This window comes from Streptomyces sp. NPDC014891, assembly GCF_043081085.1.
Taxonomy (GTDB): domain Bacteria; phylum Actinomycetota; class Actinomycetes; order Streptomycetales; family Streptomycetaceae; genus Streptomyces.
Map to the genome: position 1 here is coordinate 24114 of NZ_JBIBWF010000019.1, position 25990 is coordinate 50103.

The window sequence follows — 25990 nt, forward strand, 5'->3', positions numbered from 1 at the left end:
CCGATGAGCAGGTGTCGTCAGGAGGTGGGCCTGCCGAGAGCCTCGTCCAGGGTCGGCACGAGCGTGAAGACCTGGTCCAGGCCCATGATCCGGAAGACGCGCGACAGGTCTTCGTTCACCCCGGCGAGTTCGATCCCGCACCCGGCGGCCCGCGCCCGCTGGTAGGCGCTGAGCATGACGGTGATCCCCGTGGAGTCGCAGTACATCAGCCGGGTCAGATCGAGTACGTACCGCGTTCCGGGAGCGAACCCCTGCTCCTCGAAGGCGCCGGAGAGGACGGAAGCCGAGTGGTAGTCGAGATCCCCGCTCACGACGAGGACGCGGGCACCCGAAGCGTCGTCCTGCGGGCTGACGGTGAGGGCGTGGTCGGTCACCGGATCTCCTGTGCGGCTCGGGGCGTACGGATGGCGCGGGTGCGGCACCGCCTGCGCGTCGGCAGGAGGAACTCTGCCACGCGAACCGTGTACCCGCCCCGGTCTGTGCAATTGCAGACTTATCCTACGGATCACGCGAACGTCCCGGGGCGCCGGGCCTCGGCGGCACGCCGCACCGGGGCATCGCGTCAGCACGCGGTGCGGCACGGCCCGGCAGACCACCGGTCCGCAGCCGTGATCGCCGCGGTCCGAGAAGCAGGAGCGTGCCTGTCGGCACCCAGGAGGTCGGCCACCCGTGAGCGGTGACAGCGACGAGGCACGGACCCCGAGGGGACCCGTGCACGAGGTGTTCGCGGCCGACGAGGTGATCGGCCGGGACCTGTCGGCGGTGGACTGGGAGGCCACGCCCCTGGGCGCGCCGGAGACCTGGCCGCAGAGTCTGCGGACCGCGGTGAGCATCCTGCTGTCGTCGCGCTTCGCGATGTGGATGGCCTGGGGGCCGCAGCTGACGTTCTTCTGCAATGCGGCCTACCGTCGCGACACGCTGGGCGGCAAGTACCCCTGGGCGCTGGGCCGCCCGGTGAGCGAGGTGTGGGCCGAGGTGTGGCAGGACGTCCGCCACCGGGTCGAGCACGTCCTCGCCGGCGGCGAGGCCACGTGGGACGAGGGGCTGCTGCTGTTCCTGGAGCGCTCCGGGTTCGCCGAGGAGAGCTACCACACCTTCTCGTACAGCCCGCTCCGCGACGACGAGGCCCGGGTCGCGGGCGTGCTCTGCGTGGTCAGCGAGGAGACCGACCGGATCATCGCCGAGCGCCGCATGAGCACGCTGCGCGACCTCGGCTCGGACCCCCGCGCACTGCTGACCGAGCGCGAGATGGTCGCCTTCGCCGGGCGGCAACTGGAACTGAACGACAAGGACCTGCCCTTCACCCTCACGTACCTCTTCGAGGAGGACGGCTCGGCCCGGCTGGCGGCGGCCACCGGCATCGCGGCCGGGCACCCCGCCGCTCCCCCGCTGCTGGACACCGGCGACGCGTCGGCGCCGTGGCCGCCCCACGGGCCCGGGCGGCACGCTCCCGACCTGGTCGCGCTGGACGGTCCGACGCACACGGACCTGCCCGCCGGAGCGTGGTCCGCCCCGCCGATTCAGGCCCTGCTCCTCCCCCTGCTCGGGCAGGGCACCGCTCCGTACGGCTTCCTGGTCGTCGGCCTGAACCGCTACCGGCCGCTCGACGACACCTACCGGGCCTTCCTCGAACTCGTCGCGGGATACCTCGCCGCCGGAATCTCCCACGCCCGGAGCTACCGCGCCGAGCGGCAGCGGGCGGAGCAGCTCGCCGAACTCGACCGCGCCAAGACGGCCTTCTTCGCCAACATCAGCCACGAGTTCCGGACCCCGCTGACCCTGATCATGGGCCCCGTCGAGGAGCTGCGCGCCCTCGCCCACGATGCCGGGACCGCCATGAGCGCCGAACTCGACATGGTCCACCGCAACGGCTTGCGCCTGGGCAGGCTCGTCAACACCCTGCTGGACTTCTCCCGCATCGAGGCGGGCCGCATGCAGGCCCGCTACGAGCCGGTGGATCTGGGGGCGGTCACGGCCGACCTCGCCAGCGTGTTCCGCTCCGCCGTCGAGCGGGCCGGGCTCGGCCTCCGCGTCGACTGCCGCCCGCTGGACGCCGCGGTGTACATCGACCGGGACATGTGGGAGAAGGTGGTGCTCAACCTGCTGTCCAACGCGTTGAAGTTCACCTTCGAGGGGACGATCGACGTGAGCGTACGGGCCGACGGCGAGGAGGCGGTGGTGAGCGTCACGGACACCGGCGTGGGTGTGCCCGCCCATGAACTGCCCCGCCTCTTCGAGCGCTTCCACCGCGTCGAGAACAGCCGCGCGCGCTCCGGCGAGGGCAGTGGCATCGGGCTCGCGCTCGCCCGGGAACTGGTGACCCTGCACGGCGGTTCGCTCGACGCGCGGTCCGTCGAGGGACGCGGCAGCAGTTTCACGATCCGCCTCCCCCTCGGCAGCGGCCACCTGCCCGCGGACGCGGTCGTCCTCCCCGACGCGTCCGCACGGCCTTCGGAGGACTCGGCGGGCGCACCGGTCCCGGCAGGCGTACGGCCGCCGGGGCAGCTCCGGACCGAAGCGACCAGGAGTGCGGCGGAGCCGTACGTCCAGGAGGCCCTGCGCTGGCTCGACGAGACGCCGGCGACCGCGCCGGCTCTGCGCGGGGCTGCCGGATCGCCCTACCGGCGGGCGGAGACGGCGGGCCCGGCGGCGCCTGTCGTCCCGAACGTCCTCGTCGCCGACGACAACGCCGACATGCGCGAGTACCTCGTGCGGCTGCTGTCCGGCGCCGGCTACGAGGTCCGGACGGCGAACGACGGCCTGGCGGCGCTCGCGGCGATCCGCACCCGCACGCCCGACCTGGTCGTCAGCGACGTGATGATGCCCCGCCTGGACGGGCTGGGACTCGTCGGCGCCCTGCGTGCCGACCCGCGCACCGCGGCGGTCCCCGTCCTGCTCCTGTCCGCCCGCGCCGGCCAGGAGGCGTCCGTCGAGGGGCTCGGAGCGGGCGCCGACGACTACCTCGTGAAGCCCTTCGCCGCGGGGGAGCTGCTGGCCCGCGTGCACGCCCACGTGGAGCTCGGACGGCTGCGCAACCAGCACGCCCGCTGGCGTACCGCGCTCGTCGACTCCCTCCAGGAGGCGTTCTTCGTCTGCGACGAGACCGGCGCGGTCGTGGAGCTCAACGCCGCCTTCACCGACATCCTCGGGTTCGGGCCGGAGGGGCTCCCCTACCCCTCCGCTCCCCCGTGGTGGCCCGACGCGCAGGCGGCCCCGGAAGAACGGCGCGAGGTCGAGACCGCCTTCGCCCACCTGACGACGGCACCGGACCGTCCCCCGGGTCCTTCGACCCTGCCCCTCACCCACCGCGACGGGCACCGGGTCTGGGTGAGCGTCGCGGGCACGCGGCTCCAGGACCCCGACAGCGGTCGCCGCGTCTTCGTGGGCACCTTCCGCGACGTCACGGCGGACCACCACGCCGCCCGGCGCGAGCGCGCCCTGGCCGCCGTCGCCGCCCGCACGGCGGAGGCCGTCAGCCCGACCGACGTCCTGAGCCGCGCACTCGGCGGACTCAGGGATCTGTGGCGGGCGCGCCGCGTCACGGCCGTCGTGTTCACCGACGAGGGCGTGCCCACGGTCGTCATGGAGGAGAAGGACCACGAGGAGGGCGACGCGGCGGAGCCCACCGCCGAGTCGCGCCGCCTCCTGCTCGACCTGCGCGACCAGCCGCCCCTGACCCCGCTCACGACCGATGCGGGGGCGGGCATCCTGCTGGAGCACCCCGAAGGCCTGCTGCTCCTGCGTGTCGCACCCGCTCCGGGCCGTCCCTTCACCGGCGAGGACGAGCTGACCCTGTCCCTCCTGGGCGGACACCTCGCCCAGTCGCTGACGCGCGCCCACCAGATCGACCAGGAGCGCCGGACCGCGATCGCCCTGCAGCAGGCCATCCTGGGCCCCTCACGCGTACCCGAGGGCTTCGCGGTCCGCTACGAGCCGGCGAGCCGGCCGCTCAAGGTCGGCGGCGACTGGTACGACACCTTCCCGCTGCGGGACGGCCGGACGGGCATCGTCGTCGGGGACTGCGTCGGGCGGGGTCTCGAAGCCGCCACGGTGATGGGGCAGCTGCGCAGCGCGTGCCGCGCGCTGCTCATGCAGAGCGCTGAGCCCGCCCGGGCGTTGTCGGCTCTGGACGAGTTCTCGGTCGGCATCCCGGGGGCCTTCTGCAGCACCGTGTTCTGCGGCGTCCTGGACCGTGCGGGAAACCTGACCTACTCCAGTGCCGGCCACCCTCCGGGCCTCCTGACCCTCCCCGACGGCACCACGCGCCTGCTGGACCAGGGCCGCTGCCGCCCGGTCGGCGTCACGGTGGGCCGACCCCGCCCGTCGGCCGTGTGCGCGATCCCGGCCCGCTCCACCCTGCTGTTGTACACCGACGGCCTCGTCGAACGCCGCGGCACCCCGCTGACCCGGGGCATCGACCGGGCCGGACGGACCCTGCGGGACGGCCGGGACGAGAACCTCGACCTGCTGGCGGGCGGCCTGATGCGGCGTCTGGCACCGCGGGACGGCTACGACGACGACGTCGCCCTGCTGCTCTACCGCCGTCCCGTCCCGCTGAGCATGACGTTCCCCGCCGAGTCCGCGCAGCTCGCGCCGGTGCGGCAGGCGCTGCGCAGCTGGCTCCAGGAGTGCGATCTGCCCACGGAGACCGCGCAGAACGTACTGGTGGCGGCGGGCGAGGCATGCGCGAACGCGATCGAGCACGGCCACCGCGACGCACCCGGTGACGCCGTGCACCTGCGCGCGGAGGCCACGGCGAGCACACTGCGGCTGACGGTCACCGACACCGGCCGCTGGAAGACTCCGGCGCCCGAGGCGCATCCGCTGCGCGGCCGGGGCGTGAAGCTCATGCGGGCCCTGATGCACCAGGTCACCATCGTCCCGGGGCCGACCGGGACCAGAGCCGAGATGTATACGAGGATCACCTCATGACCACGCCCCTCAGCCTCACGTCGAGACAGCGGCCGGACGCCACCGCCGTGCTGAAAGCGGTCGGTGAGATCGACATGAGCAACTCCGATGCCCTGGCGTCCGCCCTGGACGCCCTCCCGGACCGGGTCGTGGTCGACCTCACCGAGGTCGCGTACCTCGACAGTGCGGCCCTGAGCGTCTTCTTCGCGCACGCCGGGCATGTCGAACTCCTGGCGACCGATCTCCTGTTGCCCGTCCTGGAGATCTCCGGCCTCACGGGCCTCGTCACGGTCCGCGAGGTCCCCTCGTCGGCGGGTCCCGAAGGCCGGCACGGGGCTCCGTAGGCATGACGGGCGGCCGCGGACCTGGCGGATCGACGGGGGGCGGCAGTCCGGACGGGACGACGGCGGCGCGCGGGGATTCGTTCGAGGCCCCTGTCACCGTCCCCGGGGATCGGTCCTGCGGGTCAGGGCGATGAGGGCGATGTCGTCGCCGGTGTCGTGCGTCCACTGCGCGAGGCCGCTCATCAGGTGCGCGATCAGGTCGCGCGGCCGGCTCGTCGGGGCCGTGAGCAGGCGCGGGATGACGGGATAGAACGCGCCGGCGGCGTTGCGGGCCTCGCTGAGGCCGTCGGTGTGCAGGAGCAGGACCGTGTCGTCGGCGAGGTCCAGGCGTACGGGGGACGGGACGGTGTGCGGGTCGAGGGCGCCGAAGCCCAGCGGGAGGAGGGCGGGCAGCCGTACTTCGCGGACCTCGTGGTCGGGGCCCACGCTCAGGGGTGGCAGGTGGCCGCAGTTCAGTACGTCGAGGTGGTCGCTGCCGTCGCGGTGTTCCAGCAGGAGCGCGGTGGCGAAGAGTTCGCCGTCCTGCCGGGAGGACGCGGCGCGGGCCAGGTGCCTGTCGAGACGTGCCGCGAGTTCGGTGAGGCCGCTCGTCTCGTGGGCCTGGCTGCGGAAGCAGCCCAGGACGTCGGCGACCGTCTGCACCGCCTGGAGCCCCTTGCCGCGGACGTCGCCGATCAGGATGCGCGTGCCGAACGGGGTCCGCGCCACGTCGTAGAAGTCTCCCCCGATGCCGGTGTCGGCGGTGGCGGGCCGGTACAGGCCGGCCGTCTCCAGCTCTCCGGTCCGGTCCGGCAGGGGCCGCAGGACCGCCTGCTGCAGGGCGGTCGCGGCGGCCAGCGCCCGGGCCAGGCGTTCGTTCTGGCGACCGCGGGTCCAGACGGCGAGCCCCACGATGACCCCGGTCCCGGCGAACGCGGCCAGGGAGATCGGGCGTTGCGCGTACCGTTCCTCGCTGACCACCGTCACCAGCACGTACTGGGCCACGGCCCCGCCCGCCACGGCGATGGCGAGGGCGGACCTCCCCAGCAGCACGGCGCCCAGCGCGAGGACGGTGACCGTGATCCACAGCAGCTCCAGGATGCCGTCGCGGGTCGCGGGCGAGATCACCGCCTCGTAGGGGATCCCGGTGACGGCGGCCCCGCCGAGGACCACGGAGGCCGGATAGGCCGTGGCCGTCACGCCGCGCCCCGACGAGGGCAGCCCCACGAGGTAGCGGGTGACGACGGGGACCTGGGGCAGGATGACCCCGAATCCGACCAGCACCGAGAGCAGGGCCGCGAGCACGGTGGCGACCGTGCTGTGCCCGTGCGGGAGGACCGGCAGGACGGCCACGCCGACGGCCGCGAGGGTGAGTCCCAGGGCCGCCGCCGGTCGCACCGCGATCCCGCTGCGGGCCGCGTACACGCCGGCGGCGGCGAACCCGACGCCGAAGCCCGCCCACGCCACCAGGGCCTCCCCCTGGGCACCGCCCCGGTCCGTCAGCAGCACCAGCAGCACCGTCGCGAGCGCCGACTGCCCGAACCCCCAGACGCCTCCCGCCAGCACGGCCGCGGCGACGCGGGAGCCCGACTCCGCGCGTGCGCGCCCCTCGTCGTGCCCCGGGCGCCGCCCGTCCCGGAAGAGACCTCGGCCGGGCGAGCAGCAGAGCACGAGGACCGCCAGTGTCGCGGCGAGGAAGGTCACGACCCCGGCGTCCAGCCAGCTGCGCAGCGGGGCGGCCTGGAGGAGCCCTCCGAGGAGTACGACGACGGGGCAGCCGACCTTGAAGGCGGTGGAGACCCGCGGCGGGGGCCGCGTCGGCAGCCGTTCGTCCACCATGCTCCGGAGCGCCGGAAGGAAGAGACCCGCCGCGATCAGGGGCGGGAGCGCCTCCGCCATGCGCCAGTTCCCGGCCGCGTTGGCGGCGAGCACCAGGGCGACGCCCGAGGCGAGCGCGAGCGCCAGGGCCGCGAAGGAGACACCGACGACCCGTCCGAGGCGCCCCGTCAGGTGGAGTACGGGGACCCAGGCCACGTATCCGGCCACCACGCCCATGATCGCGGCGCTCTCCACGACCAGCCCGACGCCGTACGCGACGGGGCTCGCCGCCGTCACCAGCAGCAGGCCGCCGCCGCAGGCACTGGGCAGGGACCACAGCACGACGCGGCGTGCGCCGTGCACGTCGACGGCCCGGCCCGCCCAGAACAGGCCTGCCAGGGAGGCGCAGACGACGAGGACCTGGGCGAGGTCCTGTCCCTGGACGTCGATGCCGAGGTCCGCGGCGGCGCGGGGCAGGGTGGCGTTGTGCAGGGTCGGTGCCAGCACCCCCAGGGTGAATCCCGTGACGAGGACGGCCCAGGCCAGGCCGGTTCCGCCGCCGTCACGCCCGCCGCTGCCCGCCCCGCGGGCGTCGTCCCCTGCTCGAGTCGGTCTCACCCTGGAGATCCTGGCTCACGACCCCCGGCGGAAGCGTGCAGGGCACACCGACGACGCAGAGGTCGATGGCGGCGCCCAGGTCCGGCGGCCGCGTGCCGTCACACGTCCTCGCCTCGACCCGACGGGATCGTCGCGACCGTCACCTGTCCGTCCATGAGGCATTCGATGAGCGTCGATCCGCCCCACGGATGGATCCAGAAGTGCGGCCCCGCGTCCAGGATGTCCCGCGCGCGCCGCACCGCGACCTCGGCCGGGAGGATCACGGCCGGCATGAGGTGGTTGCCCCAGACGACGGCGACCCGCCCACCCCGGCGTACGTACGGGGCGAGCAGGTCCGCGGCCGTCCTCGTCCAGCCCTCCTCGTCGTCCCACCAGCGACGCTCGTCGAACGGGACGGACCCGAAGTCGATCACGTCGCCGGAAGCGGCCGGAAACCTGCTCAGCGTCCTGGCCGCCAGGATGCGGTTCTCGGCGAGATCCAGTCTCACCACCTGCCGCCCGTCCTCGTCACGGGGGTCGTTCATGAACGCGGGCAGGTAGTCCGGACGACTCCCGTAGGAACTGCCGGTGGTCATGGCCCTCCCCCTCGATCGGATCGATGCGCTCCCGCCCGGGCACACCGAGGCTCAGGATCGCCGCGGGGCGGGCACCGCCGACGGGAGCACGAGCGGGACGGGCCGACCCGACCGTACCCCGGAGGGTTGCCCGTCCCAGCCGCACAGGCGCAGATCGCCCCGACCGGGAGCCGTTCGGGCTCGTGGACGGCCGGCAGACGGCGCCTCCGCACGCCGTCGCCGCCGTCCACGGGCCCGAAGCGGCTCCGCCCGGCTGCCCGATCCGCGTCCGGTCAGCGCCGGATGCCCGCGTACGGCGAGGGGGAGACGCCGCCGTCCGCTCCCGCGGCACCGCCGACAGTCCAGACCCGTCCTGCCTCGTCGGTCGCGGCACCGTAGAGGAACCCGGCTCCGCGCGGGTTCTCCGCACGCTTCAGGAGGCCGTCCGGCCCGAGCGTCAGCACGTAGTTCCCGGCCGGGTTGACCTCGGGGTTCAAGGTCTCCCCCACGATCACGGGGCGGCCGGAGCCGTCGAAGGCGAGGTCGAACAGCTGGCCCGTCTCGGCGGGCGTGCGGACGACGGACCAGGCCCGGCCGTCGAAGCGGATGACGACGGGACGGCGCCACAGGTTCTCGTCCCGGATGTGACCGACGGCCCAGATCTCGTTCCCCGACCGCCGCTCGATCCCGTCGTACATCGCGCCGTCGAGCTCGCTCGGCAGCTTCTGCTTCGTCCACGCCCCGCCGTCGAACCGGGAGACGCCGTCTCCGATGGCGAGGACGACGCCGCCGGGTCCCGCCTCGAGCTGGGAGACCCAGGTGAGCCCGGTGTCGGCGGGCAGCATGGTCCAGCCGCCGCTGCCGTCGGCCCTGCCGCGGAAGAGAGCCGGGAGGTACTCGCCCGACGCGTCGGTGTACCCGCCGTGCACCCAGACCGCGCCGCGCGCGTCCACGTCCACGGCGGACAGCGACGTCCACTGTGCTCCCTCCGGGAAGGGCAGCTCGACGGCACGCCAGGCCTTGCCGTTCCAGTGCTGGAGCAGTGCGCGCCCCCGGTCCCAGTCGTCCTCCCCGACCTCTTCGTTCCGGGTGCCCACGGCCCACACCTGGTCGGGAGCGCCCACCGCGAGGTCCTCCAGGCGGCCGTGCTCGGCGGGCTGCGGGGGCGCCTGCCAGCGGGTGCCGGTCCAGCGCAGCGCGACGGGGGCGAAGGGGCGGGTGGTCGCGTCGCTGCGGCTGCCGACGGCCCAGGTCGCGCCGCCGGCGGTCTCGACGTCGAACAGCACGCTGCCGTCGCTGTCGGAGGGGCTGACGTTCCGCCAGTGGTGCGTCTCCGCGGCGGCGGGGGCCGCGGAGACGGCGACGAAGGAGGCGAGGCCGACGGCGACGGCGGTGGCCGCACGGGGCAGGGAGAGGTTCATGAGGTGATTCCTCGCAGGGAGTCGGATGGCGTAGGTGCTCTCACCTCTTTGACGCGCCGACCCACCGAGGATGTTTCATGATTCCGCGCAACGATTCACGGGCGGATCCGATGAGTGACACACGACAAGTCCGCTGGCCGTCGCCGCCCCTGACGCATGGTCACCGTGCGCTCGCCCTTCCTGGCGGGGTTTCCCAGGCCGTCGTCCTTCGACGCGTCAGAGGTCGCTGTCCATCCCGGTGACGGCCGGAGGCGCGAGCGCGGCGTCGGACTCGGCGATGCCCACCTCCCGGAGCGCGGCCGAGACGATCCTCGTCGCGTCCAGTTTCGCCTCGTACCGGTCGGCGGAATCGACTTCGAGCCGGACGGCGAACGTGCCGTCCTCGTTCACCGTCAACAGGTTCACGCCCTCGCTCTCGCTCACGTCCGTGTGCTGGGGGGAGAGCTGCCGTTCGAGGGCGGCGCGCTCGGTGTCGGTGATGGCCGACGTGAAGGTGCCGGGAACGGTGATGACGAAGGTGGTCATGGGGGCTCCTCGCGTAGGACGGAGTGTGAGCGTCGCGGTGCTTCCCTCATCCTCCGTGATGGGCGTGCTCCGGAAGGCCTCTGACATGGCATCCGGGCCCGGTGAAGACGGGGTTCGTCGTGGTGCGGGTCTCAGGGCCGACCCGGCACGGGCCGACCGGGTGTCATGAGGCGGCGTGATGGGTGCGTGCCTTCCCCAGGGCCGCGGTGGGCCGCGTACGTGAGCGGCCGGACGCCGCGTGGTGCGCGGGCCTGCGGCCCGGGGCGGCCTGGAGGCTTCGCAGCCAGACGGCGGCCGTGACGAGCAGTCCGGCGAACACTCCCAGGAGGAGGAGTGCGACCCACATCTGGCGGGTGCCGGGATGGGTCCATCCGGTCCAGACCGCGGCTGCCGCCCACAGGAGCACGCCGGCCGAGTAGAAGTCGCGGACCCGGCGCAGTTGACGGACGGCCCGCAGGGACTTGAGGCGTTCTGTCTTCGTCGGCATGAGCGACCGTGTACCCCGATCCCCGCGGTCCATCAGCGGCGGTCGGAAGGTGTTTTTCGGCCGACGACCAGGCCGACGCGGAGAGGGGGAATCGCACGGGCGCGCGGGCCGTTGCCCCTGCGTGAACTCCGTACCGGAAACCCCCGAGGTCCTGCACTACACCGCCTTCTCCGACGATCCCGCGGGAGGGAATCCCGCCGGGATCGTCCTCGACGCCGCGGGACTCGGCGACGAGGAGATGCTGGCGATCGCGGCCGACGTCGGTTACAGCGAGAGCGCGTTCCTGACGCAGACTCCGCCCGCCGCCGCGTCGTCCCCCTCGCCTCCGTCCACTCCGGCCGCTTCCTCGTCTCCAGCCGGTCCGACTGCTCTGACTGGTCCGTCCACTCCGTCCACTCCGTCCACTCCGTCTACTCCGTCCGACGGTCCGGGCGCTGCTGGCGCGGAGTCCGGTGACGCGGCGGAAGCCGGGCGTGCGTACACCATCCGCTACTTCAGCCCGAAGGCGGAGGTGCCCTTCTGCGGGCACGCCACCGTCGCGACGGCCGTCGCCCTCGGGGAGCGCCTCGGTCCGGGGAACCTGGTGTTCACCACGCGCGCCGGGATCGTGCCGGTCACCGTGACACAACAGGACGGCGCACTGCGGGCCACGCTCACCAGCGTCGAGCCGCACGTCGAGGAGATCGCGCCCGGGGACCTGGCCGAGGCGCTCGCCGCCCTGGACTGGCCGGCCGGCGACCTCGATCCCGCGTTCCCTCCCCGGGTCGCCTTCGCCGGCGCGCGTCATCTCGTGCTGGCCGCCGCGTCCCGGGAACGGCTGGCCGACCTGGCGTACGACTTCGCACGCCTGGAGGCCCTGATGCACCGGCTCGACCTGACGACGGTGCAGTTGGTCTGGCGGGCCGACGCGGAGACCTTCCACGTGCGCGACCCGTTCCCCGTGGGCGGGGTGGTGGAGGACCCGGCGACCGGGGCCGCGGCCGCCGCGCTGGGCGGGTACCTCCGCGAGCTGGGGCTCGTGCCGGAGGCGACCGTCCTCACCCTGCATCAGGGGGAGGACATGGGACGTCCCGGGGTGCTCACGGTGGAGCTGCGGGCGGGTGACCGGCGGATCCGGGTCAGCGGGGCGGGCGCGCGCATCCCGGTCTGATCCACGGGGACCACCGGTGACGTCGGCTCCTGCCGCCCCCGCAAGTGTCCACACCTTTACAAGGCTCCGCCGGGCTCCTCGGGATCCTCCCAGCTCCTCCGGCTCCTCCCAGCTCCACCCGGCCCCCTAGCAACCGGAATGACTACTCAATTTATTGAGTATCATGCGCTTGCGGGTGCGGCGGGCTGTCGCCGCGGGAGGAGCGGGTGGAGCATGGACGACGGGCAGTACGTGCGATACGTCGCGCTGGGCGACAGCCAGACGGAGGGGGTCGGCGACGGGAACGACGTCACCGGGCTGCGCGGCTTCGCGGACCGTCTCGCGGAGCGGATCGCAGCGGTGAGCCCCGAGGTCCGGTACGCCAACCTGGCCGTCCGCGGCCGGCTCGCCGGCCAGGTGCGCGCGGAGCAGCTCGGCCCCGCACTCGCCCTGCGACCCGACGTCGCCACGGTGCTCGCCGGGGTCAACGACCTGCTGCGGCCCCGCTTCGACCCGGACGAGACGGCCGCCCACGTCGAGGCGATGTTCGCCGCGCTCACCGGCGCGGGCGCACGCGTCGCGACCGTCACGATTCCCGACATCACCCGCATCGTGCCCATCGCCCGCCCCGTCGCACCCCGCATCGCCGCCCTCAACGAACGGATACGCGTGGCCGCGGCCCGGCACGGTGTCGCCGTCGCCGAGGCCGCCGCGCACTCCGCCGCCACGGATCCGCGCTTCTGGGCCGCCGACCGGCTGCACGCGAGCCCGCTCGGGCACGACCGGATCTCCGCCGCCCTCGCCCAGGCGCTGGGCCTCCCCGGCAGCGACGACTCGTGGACGCTGGACCTGGCGCCCGACGCCGCCGCGACGGCCGGCGGGGTACGGGCGGCGGCCGCCGAGCTGCGCTGGGCCGGGGGGTTCCTGGGCCCCTGGCTGGCCCGCCGCCTGCGCGGCCGATCCTCCGGCGACGGTCGCTCCGCGCGGCGGCCGGAGCTGCTGCCCGTGGGGATGCCTCCGGTCGCCCTGTGACCGGCAGGGGGTGGCCCGCGGCCCCTGGGGGACGAGCGGCGTCCCGAAGGGAGGCCTCCACGTCTCAGGGCGGTTGCGGTGCCGACGGGATTCGAACCCGCGAGACAGACAGGGGCAAGGCCGCCCCGTCTCCGTCAGTCGCCGTGGAGGGGCCCTCCCCCACGGCGATCGCATTGGACCGCTCTGCCACGGCACGCAACCTGTGGGACCACGCGCAGCCCCACTGCCGCTCAGGATAGGGACGTCGCCCGGCGCGGACGACTGGTTTCCCGGCTTCGGCGGCCTCCCCAGGTCGACGGGACGACCGACGAAGGTACGTCGATACGACGTGCAAGATGCGCGCCCGCCGACATGCCCGCCCGTACGTCCGACCCGCTGCCCGCCCACGGTCCCCGCGGGCGGGCCGGATCGTCAGCCGGTGACCCTGCCGAACAGGTGGGTGGCGGGAGCGTGCGGATCGTCGCCGTAGAAGAACTCCGTGACCGCCCGGTGGAACTCGGCCCGGTCCAGCGCACCGGATCCGTCCAGGTCCAGAGCGGTGAAGACCGCGGCGCTGTCCTCGCCGGGGACTCCGGCGACCGCGTCGAACATCAGCTGGAACTCGGCCCGGTCGATCCTGCCGTCGCCGTCGAGGTCGACCAGGTCGAAGAAGCAGTCGGTCACGGGCTCGATCTGCTGCGGGTACAGGGCGGCGTCGGTCAGGGCCCGCTTGAACCCCTCGGTCATCTCCCGCAGGTCGACCTTCCCGTCGCCGTCCTGGTCCATGGGGGCGATGACCTGGGTCCAGAAGCCGTCCATCCTTTCGACGAGCATCCGGGCGGTCGTCGAGTCGGGCGCGGCGCCGCGGGCGCCGATGTAGCGCTCGCTCATCATGCGCACGTCCCGGTGGGTGATGAACCCGTCGCCGTCGACGTCGGCGCCCCTGAACCACTGGCCGTACTTGAGGTCTTGAAGTGCAGTCACGACCACGTACGGTATTCAGGCCGTCACCCAGGCGCAAACGCGCTCGTGGAAGGGCGCCTGCCGACCGGGGGCGTGTGCCGCGCGGGGGCGCCTGCCGCTCGGATCACTGCGGCGTCCCGTCCCCCGTCCGCCCTCGGAGGGCCGCCGCGCTGCAGGTTCCCTCCTCGATGGGCGGCGGTGCGAACGCCTGTACCTCGGGGAGAGGTGCGTCGTAGCGCTCGACCTCGACCAGCGCGCTGAGCGCGCTCGGTCCCTGGGACAGGCGCGAGCAGGGGCGGTCCGCCGTGAGGGCGTTCGGATTGCCGTGCCGGTCCAGTGTTCCGCTGAGGCCCGCCCGGACGGGGTCCCACCACGCCCCCGTGGACAGCTGCACGACGCCCGGCATGACGTCGTCCGACAGGATCGCGCCCGCCAGACAGCTGCCGCGATCGTTGTGGAGGCGTACCACCATGCCGTTCTCGATGCCGCGGGCCGCCGCGTCCGAGGGGTTGAGCGTCACGGGCTCACGGTCGCGGATCTTCGAACGAAGGCTGTGGCCCCCGTTGTCGTACTGACTGTGCAGGCGTGCGGCGGGCTGGTTCGAGATCAGGTGCAGCGGGAACCGCTCCGCCAGGCCGGCGTGCAGCCACTCCACGGGCTCGTACCAGGTCGGGTGCCCGGCGCAGTCGTCGTAGCCGAAGGAGTCGATGGTCTCGGAGAAGATCTCGATCCGTCCCGAAGGGGTCGGCAGCGGGAAGCGTCGCGGATCCGAGCGGAGTGCCTCGAAGCTCCCGGGGAACGGTCCGGTCAGCCTCGGCAGCTCGGCGGTGGAGTTCCGCCAGAAGGCGTCGAAGTCCGGCAGGCCTGCGGCCTCGCCCAGCTCCGCCCTGGTCTGCTCGTAGAGGTGCCGGACCCATGCGAGTTCGGTGCGCGACTGCGTGAAGTCCTTGCCGTAGCCCAGCCGGGCGGCGAGGGCGGCGAAGATCGCGTGGTCGGTGCGCGACTCGCCCTCCGGCTCCCGGACCTTCGGCATGGCGACGAGGTGCGGATCGGAGAAGCCGGCGGCGAAGTCGTCGCGCTCCAGGGTGGTGGCGACGGGCAGGACGATGTCGGCGAACTTGGCCGTGGTGTTCCACCAGGCTTCGTGGACCACCACCGTGTCAGGCGTCTGCCAGGCGCGGCTCAACCGGTGCAGGTCCTGGTGGTGGTGGAACGGGTTGCCTCCGCACCAGTAGACCAGGTGGAGCTCGGGCAGGGTGAGGCGCCGGCCGTCGTAGTCGATCGTCTTCCCCGGGTGCAGCAGGGTGTCGGCGATCCGCGCGACGGGGATGAAGTCCGCGACGGCGTTGGGCACCTTGGGCAGGGCCGCCACGGAGGGCCGGCCCGGGGCGACGCCGGTCGCGTCCATCGTCGCGTACCCCGCGCCCCAGCCGCCGCCGGGGCGGCCCATCGAGCCCGTCATGGCGGCCAGGACGACGGACATCCAGATCGGCTGTTCGCCGTGGTCCGCGCGCTGCACCGCGTAGTTGACCATGACGAGCGAACGCCGGGTGGCCAGAGCATGGGCCAGGTCGGTGATCGTGTCGCGGCCGATGCCGGTGATCTCCGCGGCCCAGGCGGCGTCTTTGGGGACGCCGTCCGCGTCGCCGCGGAGGTAGGAGGCGAAGCGGTCGAAGCCGACGCAGCACCGGCGGAGGAAGTCCTCGTCGTGCCATCCGTTCACCAGCAGGGTGTGGGCGATGCCGAGCATCGCGGCGGTGTCGGTGTTGGGGACGACGGGCAGCCACTCGGCGTCGAGGAAGCCGGCGACGTCGCTGCGGAGGGGGCTGACGTTGACGAAGCGGACCCCCGCCTCCCGGCAGCGGCGCTGCAGGTCCCGCGTCTGATGCCGGGCCAGCCCGCCGGGATTGATCTGGCTGTTCTTGAGGGCGAGCCCGCCGAACGCCACGACGAGCTCGCAGTGCTCGGCGATCTCGTCCCACATCGGCATCCGGGACTGGTAACTCCACGGAGCTCCACCGATCACATGGGGAAGGACGACCTCCAGGGCCGCGGTGCTGTAGGTGTTGCGGGAGTCGGTGTATCCGCCGCCCAGGGCGAGGAACCGCTGTAACTGGGCCTGCGCGTTGTGGAATCCGCCAGCGCTCGCCCAGCCGTAGGAGCCGCCGAACACCGCGCTGTCGCCGTACCGCGTGCGCACGCGATGCAGTTCGTCGCTCACCAGGGTGATCGCGTCGTCCCAGCTCACCTCGACGAAGGCGTCCGCGCCGCGGGCCGTGTCGTCGACGCGCGGCAGACCGTTCAGCCAGCCTCTGCGCACCGCGGGCCGCAGCACACGGGCGCTGTCGTCGGCGGCCTGGAGCATTCCGGGACCGATGGGCGACGGCGCGGGATCGTCGGACCGCGGCTCGATGCGCACCAGCCGACCGGAGTCGACGACCGCGTCGTACGTGCCCCAGTGTGTCGCCATGGACGTGCGTCGTTCCATGTGCATCGACTCCATCTCTGAAGTTTCAGCTGTTCCCGGACGAGGGACAACGGACGGCGGTCGACGGACGGGTCGATGGTCCGCGGCACGGAGACTTCCCCGATGGCCCGCGTCGCAACCCTGCCGCCACGTGCGATCGCTCGCGGGAGCGCCCGACGAGGTCCTCCGGGTCGCCGGGGGACTCGTCACCGGAGGACGGGCCCCTGGCAGCGTGACCAGGCCGGCCCGAGACCGGCCCTGCCCCGGCCGGACGCGACCTTCTGCGACACGCTTCAGAGGTGGTGGCTCTCGTGGTACATCCGTGCGTGCCACCAGGCACCGCCCCGGTGCCACGGCTGGCGGTGTGCGAAGGGGTCGGGGAGGGTTCTGCGGCGTAGCTCCGCGTCCAGTCCGGCCACCAGGACCGAGAGCTCCCGGCGGACGTGGCGCGGAACTCTCGACAGAGTGAGGCCGAGGACGTCCCGTGCGGCGGCCGGGTTCGATCCCCGCTCGCACTCAGCGCACCCACACACGGTCTTCTCCGGGTACAGGTAGCGGCCCGGGCGTGCCAGGAACCTCCGGATGCACAGCAGGGCGGCGGCGGTGTCGCCGGGGCGGAGGCCTTCGTCAGGTGAACGGCTCGCCTCCGCTCGCAGGACCGCGGCGACCGACGCTCCCGAGAGCCCGTGCCTGCGAAGGGCGCGCCGAGCCAGGGTGGTCGAGCGCGGGCTGTCCGGACCCCACAGGTCCCGGAGTGCCGAGTTCTGCGCGCGGAGCGCGCTGGGCCGTCTACGCGGCATGGGCCTTTCGGAGCTTCGTCATACGGCGATCATGCCACGCGGCTGACGCCTCGCGCCGCGGGGGAGACCGCCGTATCCGAAGGCCTCGCCCGCCCGCCGCGCGCCCTGAGACCTGCTCACCCGCTCACACGTCGGACGACACCATCGTGCGTACTTGACACGCGCGGTGGGCTCCGGCCCGAGGCGGGGCGGCTCGGCGGCGTCACTGCTTCGAGTGTTCCCCGGGTCCGGTGCCGCTGTATCGGGCCCCAGACCCCGCCGATCCTCCTGCCCCTCACCTCACATGTTTCGGTCCCCCGTGCAGGGACAAACGGTCGGTCGACGTGTGATCGAGGGAGGGGTTCCAATGAACGCGACCAGCTGGGACAGAGATCCGGCCAGAAGGAGCCAGGGGATCGTCTGGCGCGACCTGGTGCTCGCCGTCGGGCTCGTGGGGATATGTGTCGCCGGTCTGATGCTGTTCTTCAAGGCGGCGCAGACCGCCGGCAGCCGTGGTTCGGGAGTCGTCGCCGCCGTCCTCGTGGCGCTCGGCGCCCTCGCGGTGCTGTCGGTGGGTTTCTCGGCCGCCAAGCGGAGCCTGGCGTCCTTCTGGGTCCGCGGTCAGGAGCGCATGCATCCGCGGCACGCTCCGGACATCGCACCGGCCTCTCCCGACATCGACGGGGAGGTCCTGGACCACACCGCCGTCGACGCGGACGGCTTCGAGCACACGGTGGCCGCTCTGTGCGCCAGGGACGGCTGCACCCCCGTGGAAGTGGTGGGAGGCGCCGGTGATCTGGGCGCTGACGTCATCGCGGTCACCACGGACGGACGCCGTGTCGTCCTCCAGTGCAAGCACTACGGACCGGACAACCGGGTGGGTTCCCAGGACCTGCAGCGCTTCGGCGGCACCTGCTTCACCATTCACGAGGCCGACGTGGCGGTGATGGTGACGACGAGTTCCTTCACCGCACCGGCCGTCGACTACGCCGCCACGTGCGGGATCATCTGCGTCGACGGCGAGGCGCTGGCCGCGTGGACCGACCAGATCACGCCCGCGCCCTGGGACCTCGAAGCGGCGGCGCACGAGCCGGAACCCACCCTGGTCGCCGACACTCTCGACCTGAGCCGCTGACCCCCCGAACCGCGCCGAACGACCGGCACACCCTGAGACCCCATCCGACTCCCGAATCGCCCGCCCCCTCAGGCCCAGGCCCTCTTCGACGCCTGGCAGAGTGTGGGGCGGGCCGTTCGGCTTTCCGGGGAGGGTGGAACGCTCCCCCACAGCCGCTCCGCCCCTTCGACGGCCGACCGGTGGGACAGCACGCCCCATGGATGCTCAGGAAGGGACCCGGGAATGTCCGAGCACGTCATCGAGGACCTGGTCGCGGACTCGGTCAGGGTCCTCGACCGGCACAACCGGGGCGACGCGTCCCGTCTCCGCGACCAGATCGCCGTCCTGTACGACTTCGAGAGCGGTTTCGACTGCGCGTTCACCAAGTTCCGCGTGATGGACATCCTGCTGCGCTGCGGGTCCACGTACCGGTTTCCGCTGGACCGGCACCCCGACTACGGAAGACGGGCCGCGTACTTCGACGCCTTGACGGAGTTCACCGGTCTGCGCGCGTTCGACGAGGAGTCTCCCGACTTCGCCGGCTACGACTCGTGGCTGGAGGACGGTTACGTTCAGCCGCCTCTCCTGTACTGCGACGCCGGCACCGACCTGTGGCGACGCATGGTCGACACGGGTGAACTGCGCGGGCCCGGCGCCTCCCCGCTCCGTCCCGTCCCCCTGATCGACGTGGTCCGCGACATCGCCGTCGCCGCGGAGAAGGAGCAGGACCGCGACCTCGTCGCCCTGTGGTACTCGTTCGGCTGCGAGACCCTTCTCGGCGGCCCTGCGGGCTGCCCGTTCGACATCGACGAGCTGGCCGCCATGCCTTCGGTGAAAGACCTGCACGCGGTCGTCCGCCGCACGGACACCCTGTCCCTCGCGAGCCGCTCTCCCTACGCGGCACCGGTGACGTACGCCGACGCCGAGGATCTCGAGACGTGGTGGTGGCTGCATCCCGCACAAGGCACAGCCGGACAGGTGTGAGTCCGACGGGCGACGCCCGCAGGTGGGACGATCCACGACATGACCGGATGGACGCACCACACTCCGCGCTGGGCAGTGGCATCGGCCTGCGGCATCGCGGCCGTCCTGCTCCTCGTCGGCGCCGTCGCGCACGTCACGGACCTCCTCGGCCACGGACTGCACCCCTACGACTGGGCTCCGCGCTGGCTCAACCTCTACTGGTCGTCACTGGCGCTGTTCGACACCCTCGCGGCCGTGCTCCTGCTCAGGGGCCATCGCCGGGGGCTCGACCTCGCCTGCGCCATCATGGTGACCGACCTCGTAGCCGATTGGTACGCCGTCTACGGGATCCAGCACAGCGACCTGGCCGCGCAGCCCGGCCTTCAACGGCTGGCCGTCTTCGCCGCACGGCGGTACAGCACTTCCAGAGCCGGTCGGCAGAACAGCAGAGCGTGCCGCGGGCCCATCGTGCGGGCGTGGTCCAGGGCCGCGGAGACGACCTGACGGGCGAGGCCGCGGCCACGGAGATCGGCGGCCACGGCCACCCCGCCGACGCCCACGACCTCGGTAGGCGTGTCGTCGACCATGAGCGGAAGCAGGACGAGGGCCGGAGGAACGGTCGTCGGTAAATCGCTCGACATGGTGACGGTGATCAGGGACGCTTCGCACGATGACAAGGATCAACGACACACCGCCCGCGTGGGACGAGCGCACCCAGCTCACCACGTTTCTCGACTACACACGTGGCACCGCTCTCGCCAAGTGCGAAGGCCTCTCCGCGGAGAACGCCCGCAAGGCGCTCCTTCCGGGCTCACCGCTGATGACGATGAGCGGGGTGATCAACCACCTCCGCTGGGTCGAGTACTACTGGTTCCAGGTGATCCTCCTCGGCGAGGAAGACCTGGCACCCATGACCGACGAGGATCCCGACCGCGAGATGCGGATCGCCGTCGACTTCCCGCTCACGCAGCTGCTCGACGAGTACGCCGAACAGAGCGCCCGCTACCGCGAACTGGTCGCCGAGACCGACCTCGACACGAAGGCCCGGGGAACCATCCGCAACGGGCTGCATGTCGACCTGCGGTGGATCCTGCACCACCTCATCGAGGAAACGGCCCGCCACAACGGCCACTTGGACATCCTGCGCGAGCTGCTCGACGGCACGACGGGGCATTAGGACCTGTCCGGCCAGTCATGCTGCTCGTCGGCTTGGAGCCTGAGATGACCAAGCCCACTCTGCTGGAACACCATCCTCCACGGGTCGTGTTCGCCTCGCCGGCCGATCTATGGGAACTCTCCTCCGGGCATGCTCCAGCCAGACAGCCGCACCGTCTGGACCCGCCGCCAGGTTCTGCGCCGTCCTGGTGCAACCGGCGGAGGGTGCACAGCAGCCGTCTGCCCTCGTCGTCATCGATAGCGCGGACCCCGCACGCGTTCAGCCGCGGGGTCCATCTGGCAGTCCAGTCCCGCCCTGCACAACCACACGGGGCGGCAGGTCACGCGGGCCGAGCGGCGGGCCCCGCTCCCGCGAGCAGCCGAGCCTTCGTCGACCCGGGTCAAGCCGACTGGCGTCTGATCCGGTCGAGGAGTCGGACGATCCGCTGTTCCTCGACTTCGTCGGCTCCGTCGGCTCCGTTCCGGAGGCTAGGGGCGGGCTCGGCCGGCAGGGCGTACGGGCGGGTGCGGGCTGCCGTGCGGTCGCGGTGCGCGCCGACCGCCGCGCCGATGATCCAGGACCCGGCCACCGGGGCCCGCTCGGTCTCTGCGGGGTGGGCGAGGGCGAGATACGGGGTCGCCTGTGCGGTCGGGGGCGTTGGGGTGTGCGGGATCTGGATGACGTACGTGAGACCGGGGCCCCGGGGATGCTCCCGTGACGTGAGGTATCCGCCGTGGGCGTCGATGATCCTGCGCGCGACGAGGACGTGTGCGGGGTCGTTCACGGCCCGGGGGCCGGAGATCTCGATACGCAGGTGATCGCTGCGGAGCGCGGCCGTGATGATGACGGTGGTGTCGGCCCGGGACGCGGCGAGGGCCGACGGGCGGGCCGCCCCCGCGGAGGTGGCCCCGGAGGCGTCGGCGATCAGGTGCGCCAGGGCGGTCGACGCCCGTGCCGGATCGAGGGTGACGACGACGGGCGGGGCGTGCACGGCGAACTGGGTCCGGTGCGGGCCGGTGAGCGTGGCGGCCTTGTCGATGCCGACGGTCACGAGGGTCCCCAGGGTGGTGGGGTGCCGGGTGACCGTGGTCGCCGACAGTTCCGCGATCCGGGAGCGCGCACCGGGTTCGGGGCTCGCGTCGGCGGGGTGCGGTCGAGAGCCGTAGGGCAGGCCTGCCTCGGCGAGTACGGCGGTCAGTTCGGCGTGGCGGGAGGCGAGGGCGGCGTACCGCTCGGCCTGTTCCTCGCGCTCGGCAGTGTGGCGCGCGACCAGCTCCTCGTAGGGTCTGCGGTCGGTGAACGTCATGACGGCGCCGACGAGCCGGTCCCCGTCCCGTACCGGCGCGGTGGTGAGGTCGACGGGGACGCGGTCGCCGCCCTTGGACCACAGGACCTGGCCCCGCACCCGGTGCTTCCGGCCCGACCTGAGGGTGTCCGCGAGCGGGGACTCCTCGTACGGGAACGGCGTGCCGTCCGCGCGCCGGGCGAGGATCAGCGGATGCAGCTCGGCGCCGTCCAGTTCGTCGGTGCGGTAGCCGAGTATCTCGGCGCAGGCGGGGTTCAGGAGGACGACTCGGCCTTCGAGGTCCGTGCCGACCACGCCCTCGGAGGCGGCCCGCAGGATCATCTCGGTCTGCCGTCGCGATCGGGCCAGCTCGGCTTCGGTGTCGAGGGTGCCGGTGAGGTCGCGGACGACCAGCATGAGTGTCCCGTCTCCGCTGCGCCCGCTCCCCTCCGCGTACATCTCGTGCCCGTCTTCCAGGGCCGTTCCGGTCACCTCGACGGGGATCCTGCGTCCGTCCGTGCGCCGGGCGGTCGTCCGCAGCGGCACGGTCGGGACCGGTTCGGCCTCCGGCCCCCGGCACGCCCTGCCCGGATCCAGCCGCGGGTCGAGGGCGGGGAGCAGATCCGGGAGCCTGCGCCCGACCAGCCCGGTGCCCGGCGCCCCGAACATCCCTAGGGCACTGGCGTTGGCGTGGGCGACCGTGCCGTCGCGCCGGACGAGCACGACACCGTCGGGGAGGGCGTCGAGAACGGCCGCGAGGCGAGCAGCGCTTCGCGGAAGGGGCAGGACCATGGGGACGATTCCTTTCCGGGCCTTGGAACCGGGCAGGGCGTCAGGGTGCCGGGCGACCGAGACGCCCGAACCTGCTCGGTGATGGGGGTGCGGCCCGCCGCGCGTGGGGTGGGCCACTGCAGACCTAACCATCAGGTGATGGCATCTGTGCCGCGTGAGAAGGCCGGGCAGTGATCTTTAAGGGTTCCTTCAGGTCATGATCAGGCGGGGATGAGGCGGGGATGACGCCCGGTCGAAGGCGCTCCGCCCCCCCTCCGCGGGGAGGCGCACGCGTCGTCCGACTCCGGCTCGCGTCCCCTGGCCGCAGCGCTCCTGACGCGGTGTCGGCCGAACTCAGGTCGATGTGTCATGTCCCGTGTCACACATGGCACATGAGCCACAGGCATGTGCCATACTTCTGCTGCGCGCCAGAGGACATCCGGCACCGCCCGGACACCTCCGCCCTGCCCCGCGTCCCCCGCTTGAGGACAGGGCGTCACCGGCGCGCACTCCGCACGGCGCGGATGTCACGGTCTCCCCCGTCCGGTCGTCCGCGCCGTGCTCCTTCCCGCTCCCCCGCGCCTCTCCTACGACTGCATCGTGGCCGAACGGTGGCGACCGGCCGGCCGGAGGAGTACGTCGGCGGTGCCGATCTCGACCGCGAAGGTCTCCCTGTCGGCCGTCCGGGCCGTGGTCCCGAGCCGAGCCGTGTACAGGGTCTCGGTGTCCCCGGGGCCCGTCGGCGGATGGGTCAGGTTCCAGTCGAAGGCCGGCAGGAAGTCCAGTACTCCCGACCCTCGACCATGTGCCGCTCGCGTCCGAGGAGTGCGGCGGCCGCCGGGTTGGCCCGGACCACGGTTCCGTGGTCGTCGACGATCAGCACCGCGTCGGGAAGGAGGTCCCACACTTCGCGGTGAGGCCGCGGGGCGTGCCCCGTGAGCCGCGACCCCGCCCGGCCCGTGCCGTGGCCCGGCCACCGCCGGTCATGCGCCCTGCGCCTCTGCGTCATGTAAACACGGCCGGAACGGTGTCCCATGTGTTCGTACCTGGGCTTAGGAGTTCTTCAAGGGAGTTGCTCGGTACGCCATCGCACCAAGCCGGACCCGGCTGCGGGGATCCGTGGCGGGAGGCACGCCCGGCAGTCCCATCGCTCTTCAGAGAATGCCGAGACGAGGCTCTATGCATCACGTATTCATCGTACGCACGGAGCGGATGCGCATTTCTTCGGGTGATCGAATTCGAGGTACGGAATCGAATTCCGACCGAGCCGGCCTGTACGTCGCCCCTGGCGCGTCCGCCGGGGGCGACGTCTTCACGGATCGGAAGGATTGATCCCCGCACGGGGGCACGCCTCACATGTCGCTCTGCCGGACACTCGACGTTCGCGCCGTCCCGAGCGCAGCCGACACACTCGCTGCGCGGGCGTGACCGTCTCACCCTCGCGACTCAAGGACTACAACCCGCCGGCGCATGATCGGTGCGGGCTCCCGACGTCGCACGGGTGGCGACGGTCGGGGAGCTCCACACCGCGAGCGGAGAGGGTCCGCCAGCGGTCGCTTCATGGTTCGATTCGGGGACTCTTGTTTACTTCACCATTCCTGCACAGAAATTGGTCACTCGGCCAATAGAGATTGCCCATGCCATGTCGCTACCCAAAGCCGAGTATGTGTGGTCGATGGCTTACAGTGGGCGTCGGCTTACACAGTCGGCTATGCGCCATGCGCCGCCCGGTGCACCCGGATTCCGCCACTTCACCGTGGCGTCCGAGGCGCGACCGCGAGTGCGAAAGGAGCGCGTTCCATCAGCAGACACGACGACGTGTCCCGGCCCCGCGCTCTCACGTCCACGCCGCCCGGCTGAGCCCCGCACGAGGCCGTCCCCCTGCACCACTGAGGCGGGACTCGTCGGGACATCGGGGGACGCAACATGCGTTCGGCATGGGGCGGTCGGTGGGCCCGCCCAGGTGAAAGAGGAAGACGACGGGACGACGCCACGCACGTCGCACCCGATTCGACGGAGAGAGAGTCATGCCGGGAGAAACGGAACTCACGTCCGCGTACAGCAGCAAGGTCGCCGACGACCTCAAGCGCAATGTGGCGGAGCAGGAGCGCGTCCGCTCCGAGGTCGCCCGGCTGACGGCCGAACTCGACGAGTTGATGCACGACCACGGCGTTCTCCTCAATCTCCAGCAGGCCCTCCAGGCGGGTTCTCCCGAGTCCGGCTCGCGGATCCCGCGGCAGAAGGCCGCGAAGGCCGGGAGGAGTTCCGGCGCCGGCAAGACCACACTCGTCGAACTCATCCGCAATCACCTGACCGCGAGCAGTGCTCCCTGTTCCGCGTCCGAGGTGACGACCGTCCTCAGCGAGCAGCACCAGGACCGTCGCATCCAGACCACCGTCGTCCGGACCTCCTTGGAGAACCTCGTCGCCAAGGGGCAGGCACGCCGCACCAAGCGCGGGTCCTCGGTCTTCTACACCGCGACCGATCCGGCGTCGTAGCGGCTCGGTTCCTCCCCCGCCTCTCCCTGCCGTTTCCAGCCGTCCTGACAGGCACCGCAGGGCTTTTCGCGCCGACGAAGCCCCCGGCCGCACTGTCGACACACAGGACATCGTAGGAGACCGTGCGCCCGCGGGGCGTTAACGTCGGCTTTCCGATGCCTTAAAGATCCTTAACCGCGCAGGCGTGCGATCCCGAGCGAGCAGATACGCGAGTCGGCGCCCGGCGGTCTGGTCTCACCCCCGGTCGGTTCGAAAGAATATGCCATGCAGCGCCGCATGTACGACAGCGGCCCCCGGCATCGCCACACATATGTGTGTCACGTACGGTGCCGCCCATGCCGAAAGTGCTCCTCGTCGACGACGACCCGTCCGTTCGCTCCGCCCTCCACCGGGGTCTCTCGGAAGCCTCGTACACCGTGCGGGAGTGCGGGACGGCCCTGGGCGCGCTCCGCGCCGTCCTGAACGAGCCCTTCGACGTGATGGTGCTCGACCTGAGACTGCCCGATCTCGACGGTCTGGAGATGCTCAAGATGCTCCGTACCGTCTCGGCCCTCCCCGTGGTCGTCGTGGCCACTCGCCGGGAAGAGCGGGAAACCGTACGTGTGCTGGGCAGCGGCGCCGACGACTGCCTCGTCGAACCCTTCTCCGTGGAGCACCTCGTCGCCCGGATGACCGCGGTGCTGCGGCGGACGGCGTCCGGCACCGGGAGCCTGCGCCCGGACGTCGCGCAGGTCGGCGGACTCACGGTCGACGCGGCGCGCCGCCTGGCCGTCCTCGACGGCGCTCCCCTGGACCTGACCCGCAAGGAGTTCGACCTCCTGGAGTTCCTGGCCTGGCGCCCAGGCGTCGTGGTGCCCCGGCATGAGCTGTTCCGCCGGGTGTGGCTGCAGGAGCACCGCGGGGAGCGCACGGTGGACGTGCATCTCTCCTGGTTGCGGCGGAAGTTGGGCGAGTCGGCGGTCCAGCCGCGCTATCTGCACACGGTCCGCAACGCGGGCATCAAACTGGAGGCCCCGCAGGCGTCGGTCTGAGGGGCGGCGGGGTAGCAGGGCCTCGGGGTAGCGGGGTGGCGCCGAAGCGTCCAGTGGGATTCCGCCGCCCGTCAGCCTACGAGCGCTTTCGGCTTTCCCTGACTGCGCGGGCGTTCTTCGACGAGCCGGCCCCACACGATCATGCGGTAGGTGCTGGTGAACTCGG

At 72.3% G+C, this 25990-nt stretch carries 19 protein-coding genes, 1 tRNA gene and 2 pseudogenes; 9 read left to right on the top strand and 13 right to left on the bottom strand.

Annotated elements, in window-relative coordinates:
* Positions 1–17: 17 nt before the first annotated feature.
* Positions 18–374, bottom strand: coding sequence for an STAS domain-containing protein (locus tag ACF09E_RS35050; RefSeq protein ID WP_361846837.1), 357 nt, complete (start codon positions 372–374; stop codon positions 18–20).
* 481 nt (positions 375–855) lie between these two features.
* Here ACF09E_RS35050 and ACF09E_RS35055 point away from each other — a divergent pair, with 481 nt between their 5' ends.
* The gene (locus ACF09E_RS35055; RefSeq protein WP_392210329.1) at positions 856–4932 is read left to right on the top strand and encodes a SpoIIE family protein phosphatase; all 4077 of its coding nucleotides are present in this window, start codon (positions 856–858) and stop codon (positions 4930–4932) included.
* On the top strand, positions 4929–5255 hold the full coding sequence (locus tag ACF09E_RS35060) for an STAS domain-containing protein (RefSeq protein WP_392210298.1): 327 nt from the start codon (positions 4929–4931) through the stop codon (positions 5253–5255). The genes ACF09E_RS35055 and ACF09E_RS35060 overlap by 4 nt, the downstream gene beginning before the upstream one ends.
* A 93-nt stretch (positions 5256–5348) precedes the next feature.
* Here ACF09E_RS35060 and ACF09E_RS35065 read toward each other — a convergent pair whose 3' ends face one another.
* From ACF09E_RS35065 to ACF09E_RS35085, 5 genes are all read right to left on the bottom strand, one after another.
* A complete protein-coding gene (locus ACF09E_RS35065; RefSeq protein ID WP_392210300.1) occupies positions 5349–7670 on the bottom strand; it encodes a SpoIIE family protein phosphatase in 2322 nt (773 codons plus the stop codon).
* A gap of 98 nt (positions 7671–7768) precedes the next feature.
* A complete protein-coding gene (locus tag ACF09E_RS35070; RefSeq protein ID WP_392210302.1) occupies positions 7769–8245 on the bottom strand; it encodes a hypothetical protein in 477 nt (158 codons plus the stop codon).
* 272 nt (positions 8246–8517) lie between these two features.
* On the bottom strand, positions 8518–9645 hold the full coding sequence (locus ACF09E_RS35075) for a hypothetical protein (RefSeq protein WP_392210303.1): 1128 nt from the start codon (positions 9643–9645) through the stop codon (positions 8518–8520).
* A 216-nt stretch (positions 9646–9861) separates the two neighbouring features.
* Positions 9862–10170, bottom strand: a complete 309-nt coding sequence (locus tag ACF09E_RS35080) for a hypothetical protein (protein WP_392210305.1) — start codon at positions 10168–10170, stop codon at positions 9862–9864.
* Positions 10171–10333: 163 nt separating this feature from the next.
* A complete protein-coding gene (locus ACF09E_RS35085) occupies positions 10334–10657 on the bottom strand; it encodes a hypothetical protein (protein ID WP_392210307.1) in 324 nt (107 codons plus the stop codon).
* Between the two features lie 121 nt (positions 10658–10778).
* Here ACF09E_RS35085 and ACF09E_RS35090 point away from each other — a divergent pair, with 121 nt between their 5' ends.
* Positions 10779–11807: a PhzF family phenazine biosynthesis protein gene (locus ACF09E_RS35090; protein ID WP_392210309.1), complete on the top strand. Its 1029-nt coding sequence runs from the start codon at positions 10779–10781 to the stop codon at positions 11805–11807.
* A 213-nt stretch (positions 11808–12020) separates the two neighbouring features.
* Positions 12021–12818: an SGNH/GDSL hydrolase family protein gene (locus ACF09E_RS35095; protein ID WP_392210311.1), complete on the top strand. Its 798-nt coding sequence runs from the start codon at positions 12021–12023 to the stop codon at positions 12816–12818.
* Between the two features lie 76 nt (positions 12819–12894).
* On the opposite strand, the gene ACF09E_RS35100 is transcribed toward ACF09E_RS35095, so the two are convergent.
* From ACF09E_RS35100 to ACF09E_RS35110, 3 genes are all read right to left on the bottom strand, one after another.
* Positions 12895–13013, bottom strand: a tRNA-Arg gene (locus ACF09E_RS35100).
* A gap of 216 nt (positions 13014–13229) precedes the next feature.
* Positions 13230–13781: an EF-hand domain-containing protein gene (locus ACF09E_RS35105; protein ID WP_392210312.1), complete on the bottom strand. Its 552-nt coding sequence runs from the start codon at positions 13779–13781 to the stop codon at positions 13230–13232.
* A gap of 103 nt (positions 13782–13884) precedes the next feature.
* Positions 13885–16248, bottom strand: coding sequence for a molybdopterin-dependent oxidoreductase (locus ACF09E_RS35110; protein ID WP_392210314.1), 2364 nt, complete (start codon positions 16246–16248; stop codon positions 13885–13887).
* A gap of 1125 nt (positions 16249–17373) precedes the next feature.
* Between ACF09E_RS35110 and ACF09E_RS35115 the strand changes: the two genes are divergently transcribed.
* Positions 17374–18141, top strand: coding sequence for a restriction endonuclease (locus ACF09E_RS35115; protein WP_392210315.1), 768 nt, complete (start codon positions 17374–17376; stop codon positions 18139–18141).
* A gap of 222 nt (positions 18142–18363) precedes the next feature.
* On the top strand, positions 18364–19104 hold the full coding sequence (locus ACF09E_RS35120) for a hypothetical protein (protein ID WP_392210317.1): 741 nt from the start codon (positions 18364–18366) through the stop codon (positions 19102–19104).
* Positions 19105–19490: 386 nt separating this feature from the next.
* Here the strand turns inward: ACF09E_RS35120 and ACF09E_RS35125 are convergent.
* Positions 19491–19661 (bottom strand): annotated as a pseudogene (locus tag ACF09E_RS35125) (GNAT family N-acetyltransferase); the annotation flags it as partial.
* A gap of 92 nt (positions 19662–19753) precedes the next feature.
* Here ACF09E_RS35125 and ACF09E_RS35130 point away from each other — a divergent pair.
* Entirely contained in the window at positions 19754–20260 is a 507-nt protein-coding gene (locus ACF09E_RS35130) for a DinB family protein (protein WP_392210319.1), read from the top strand.
* A 379-nt stretch (positions 20261–20639) separates the two neighbouring features.
* Here the strand turns inward: ACF09E_RS35130 and ACF09E_RS35135 are convergent, their stop codons facing one another.
* A complete protein-coding gene (locus ACF09E_RS35135) occupies positions 20640–22316 on the bottom strand; it encodes a PAS domain-containing protein (protein ID WP_392210321.1) in 1677 nt (558 codons plus the stop codon).
* 730 nt (positions 22317–23046) lie between these two features.
* On the bottom strand, positions 23047–23331 hold the full coding sequence (locus ACF09E_RS35140) for a PAS domain-containing protein (protein ID WP_392210323.1): 285 nt from the start codon (positions 23329–23331) through the stop codon (positions 23047–23049).
* A 991-nt stretch (positions 23332–24322) separates the two neighbouring features.
* Between ACF09E_RS35140 and ACF09E_RS35145 the strand changes: the two genes are divergently transcribed.
* Complete coding sequence (locus ACF09E_RS35145; protein WP_392210325.1) at positions 24323–24793, top strand: hypothetical protein; 471 nt, start codon at positions 24323–24325, stop codon at positions 24791–24793.
* 335 nt (positions 24794–25128) lie between these two features.
* Positions 25129–25824, top strand: coding sequence for a response regulator transcription factor (locus tag ACF09E_RS35150; protein WP_392210327.1), 696 nt, complete (start codon positions 25129–25131; stop codon positions 25822–25824).
* A 71-nt stretch (positions 25825–25895) separates the two neighbouring features.
* Here ACF09E_RS35150 and ACF09E_RS35155 read toward each other — a convergent pair.
* Positions 25896–25990, bottom strand: a pseudogene (locus tag ACF09E_RS35155) (class E sortase); the annotation flags it as partial.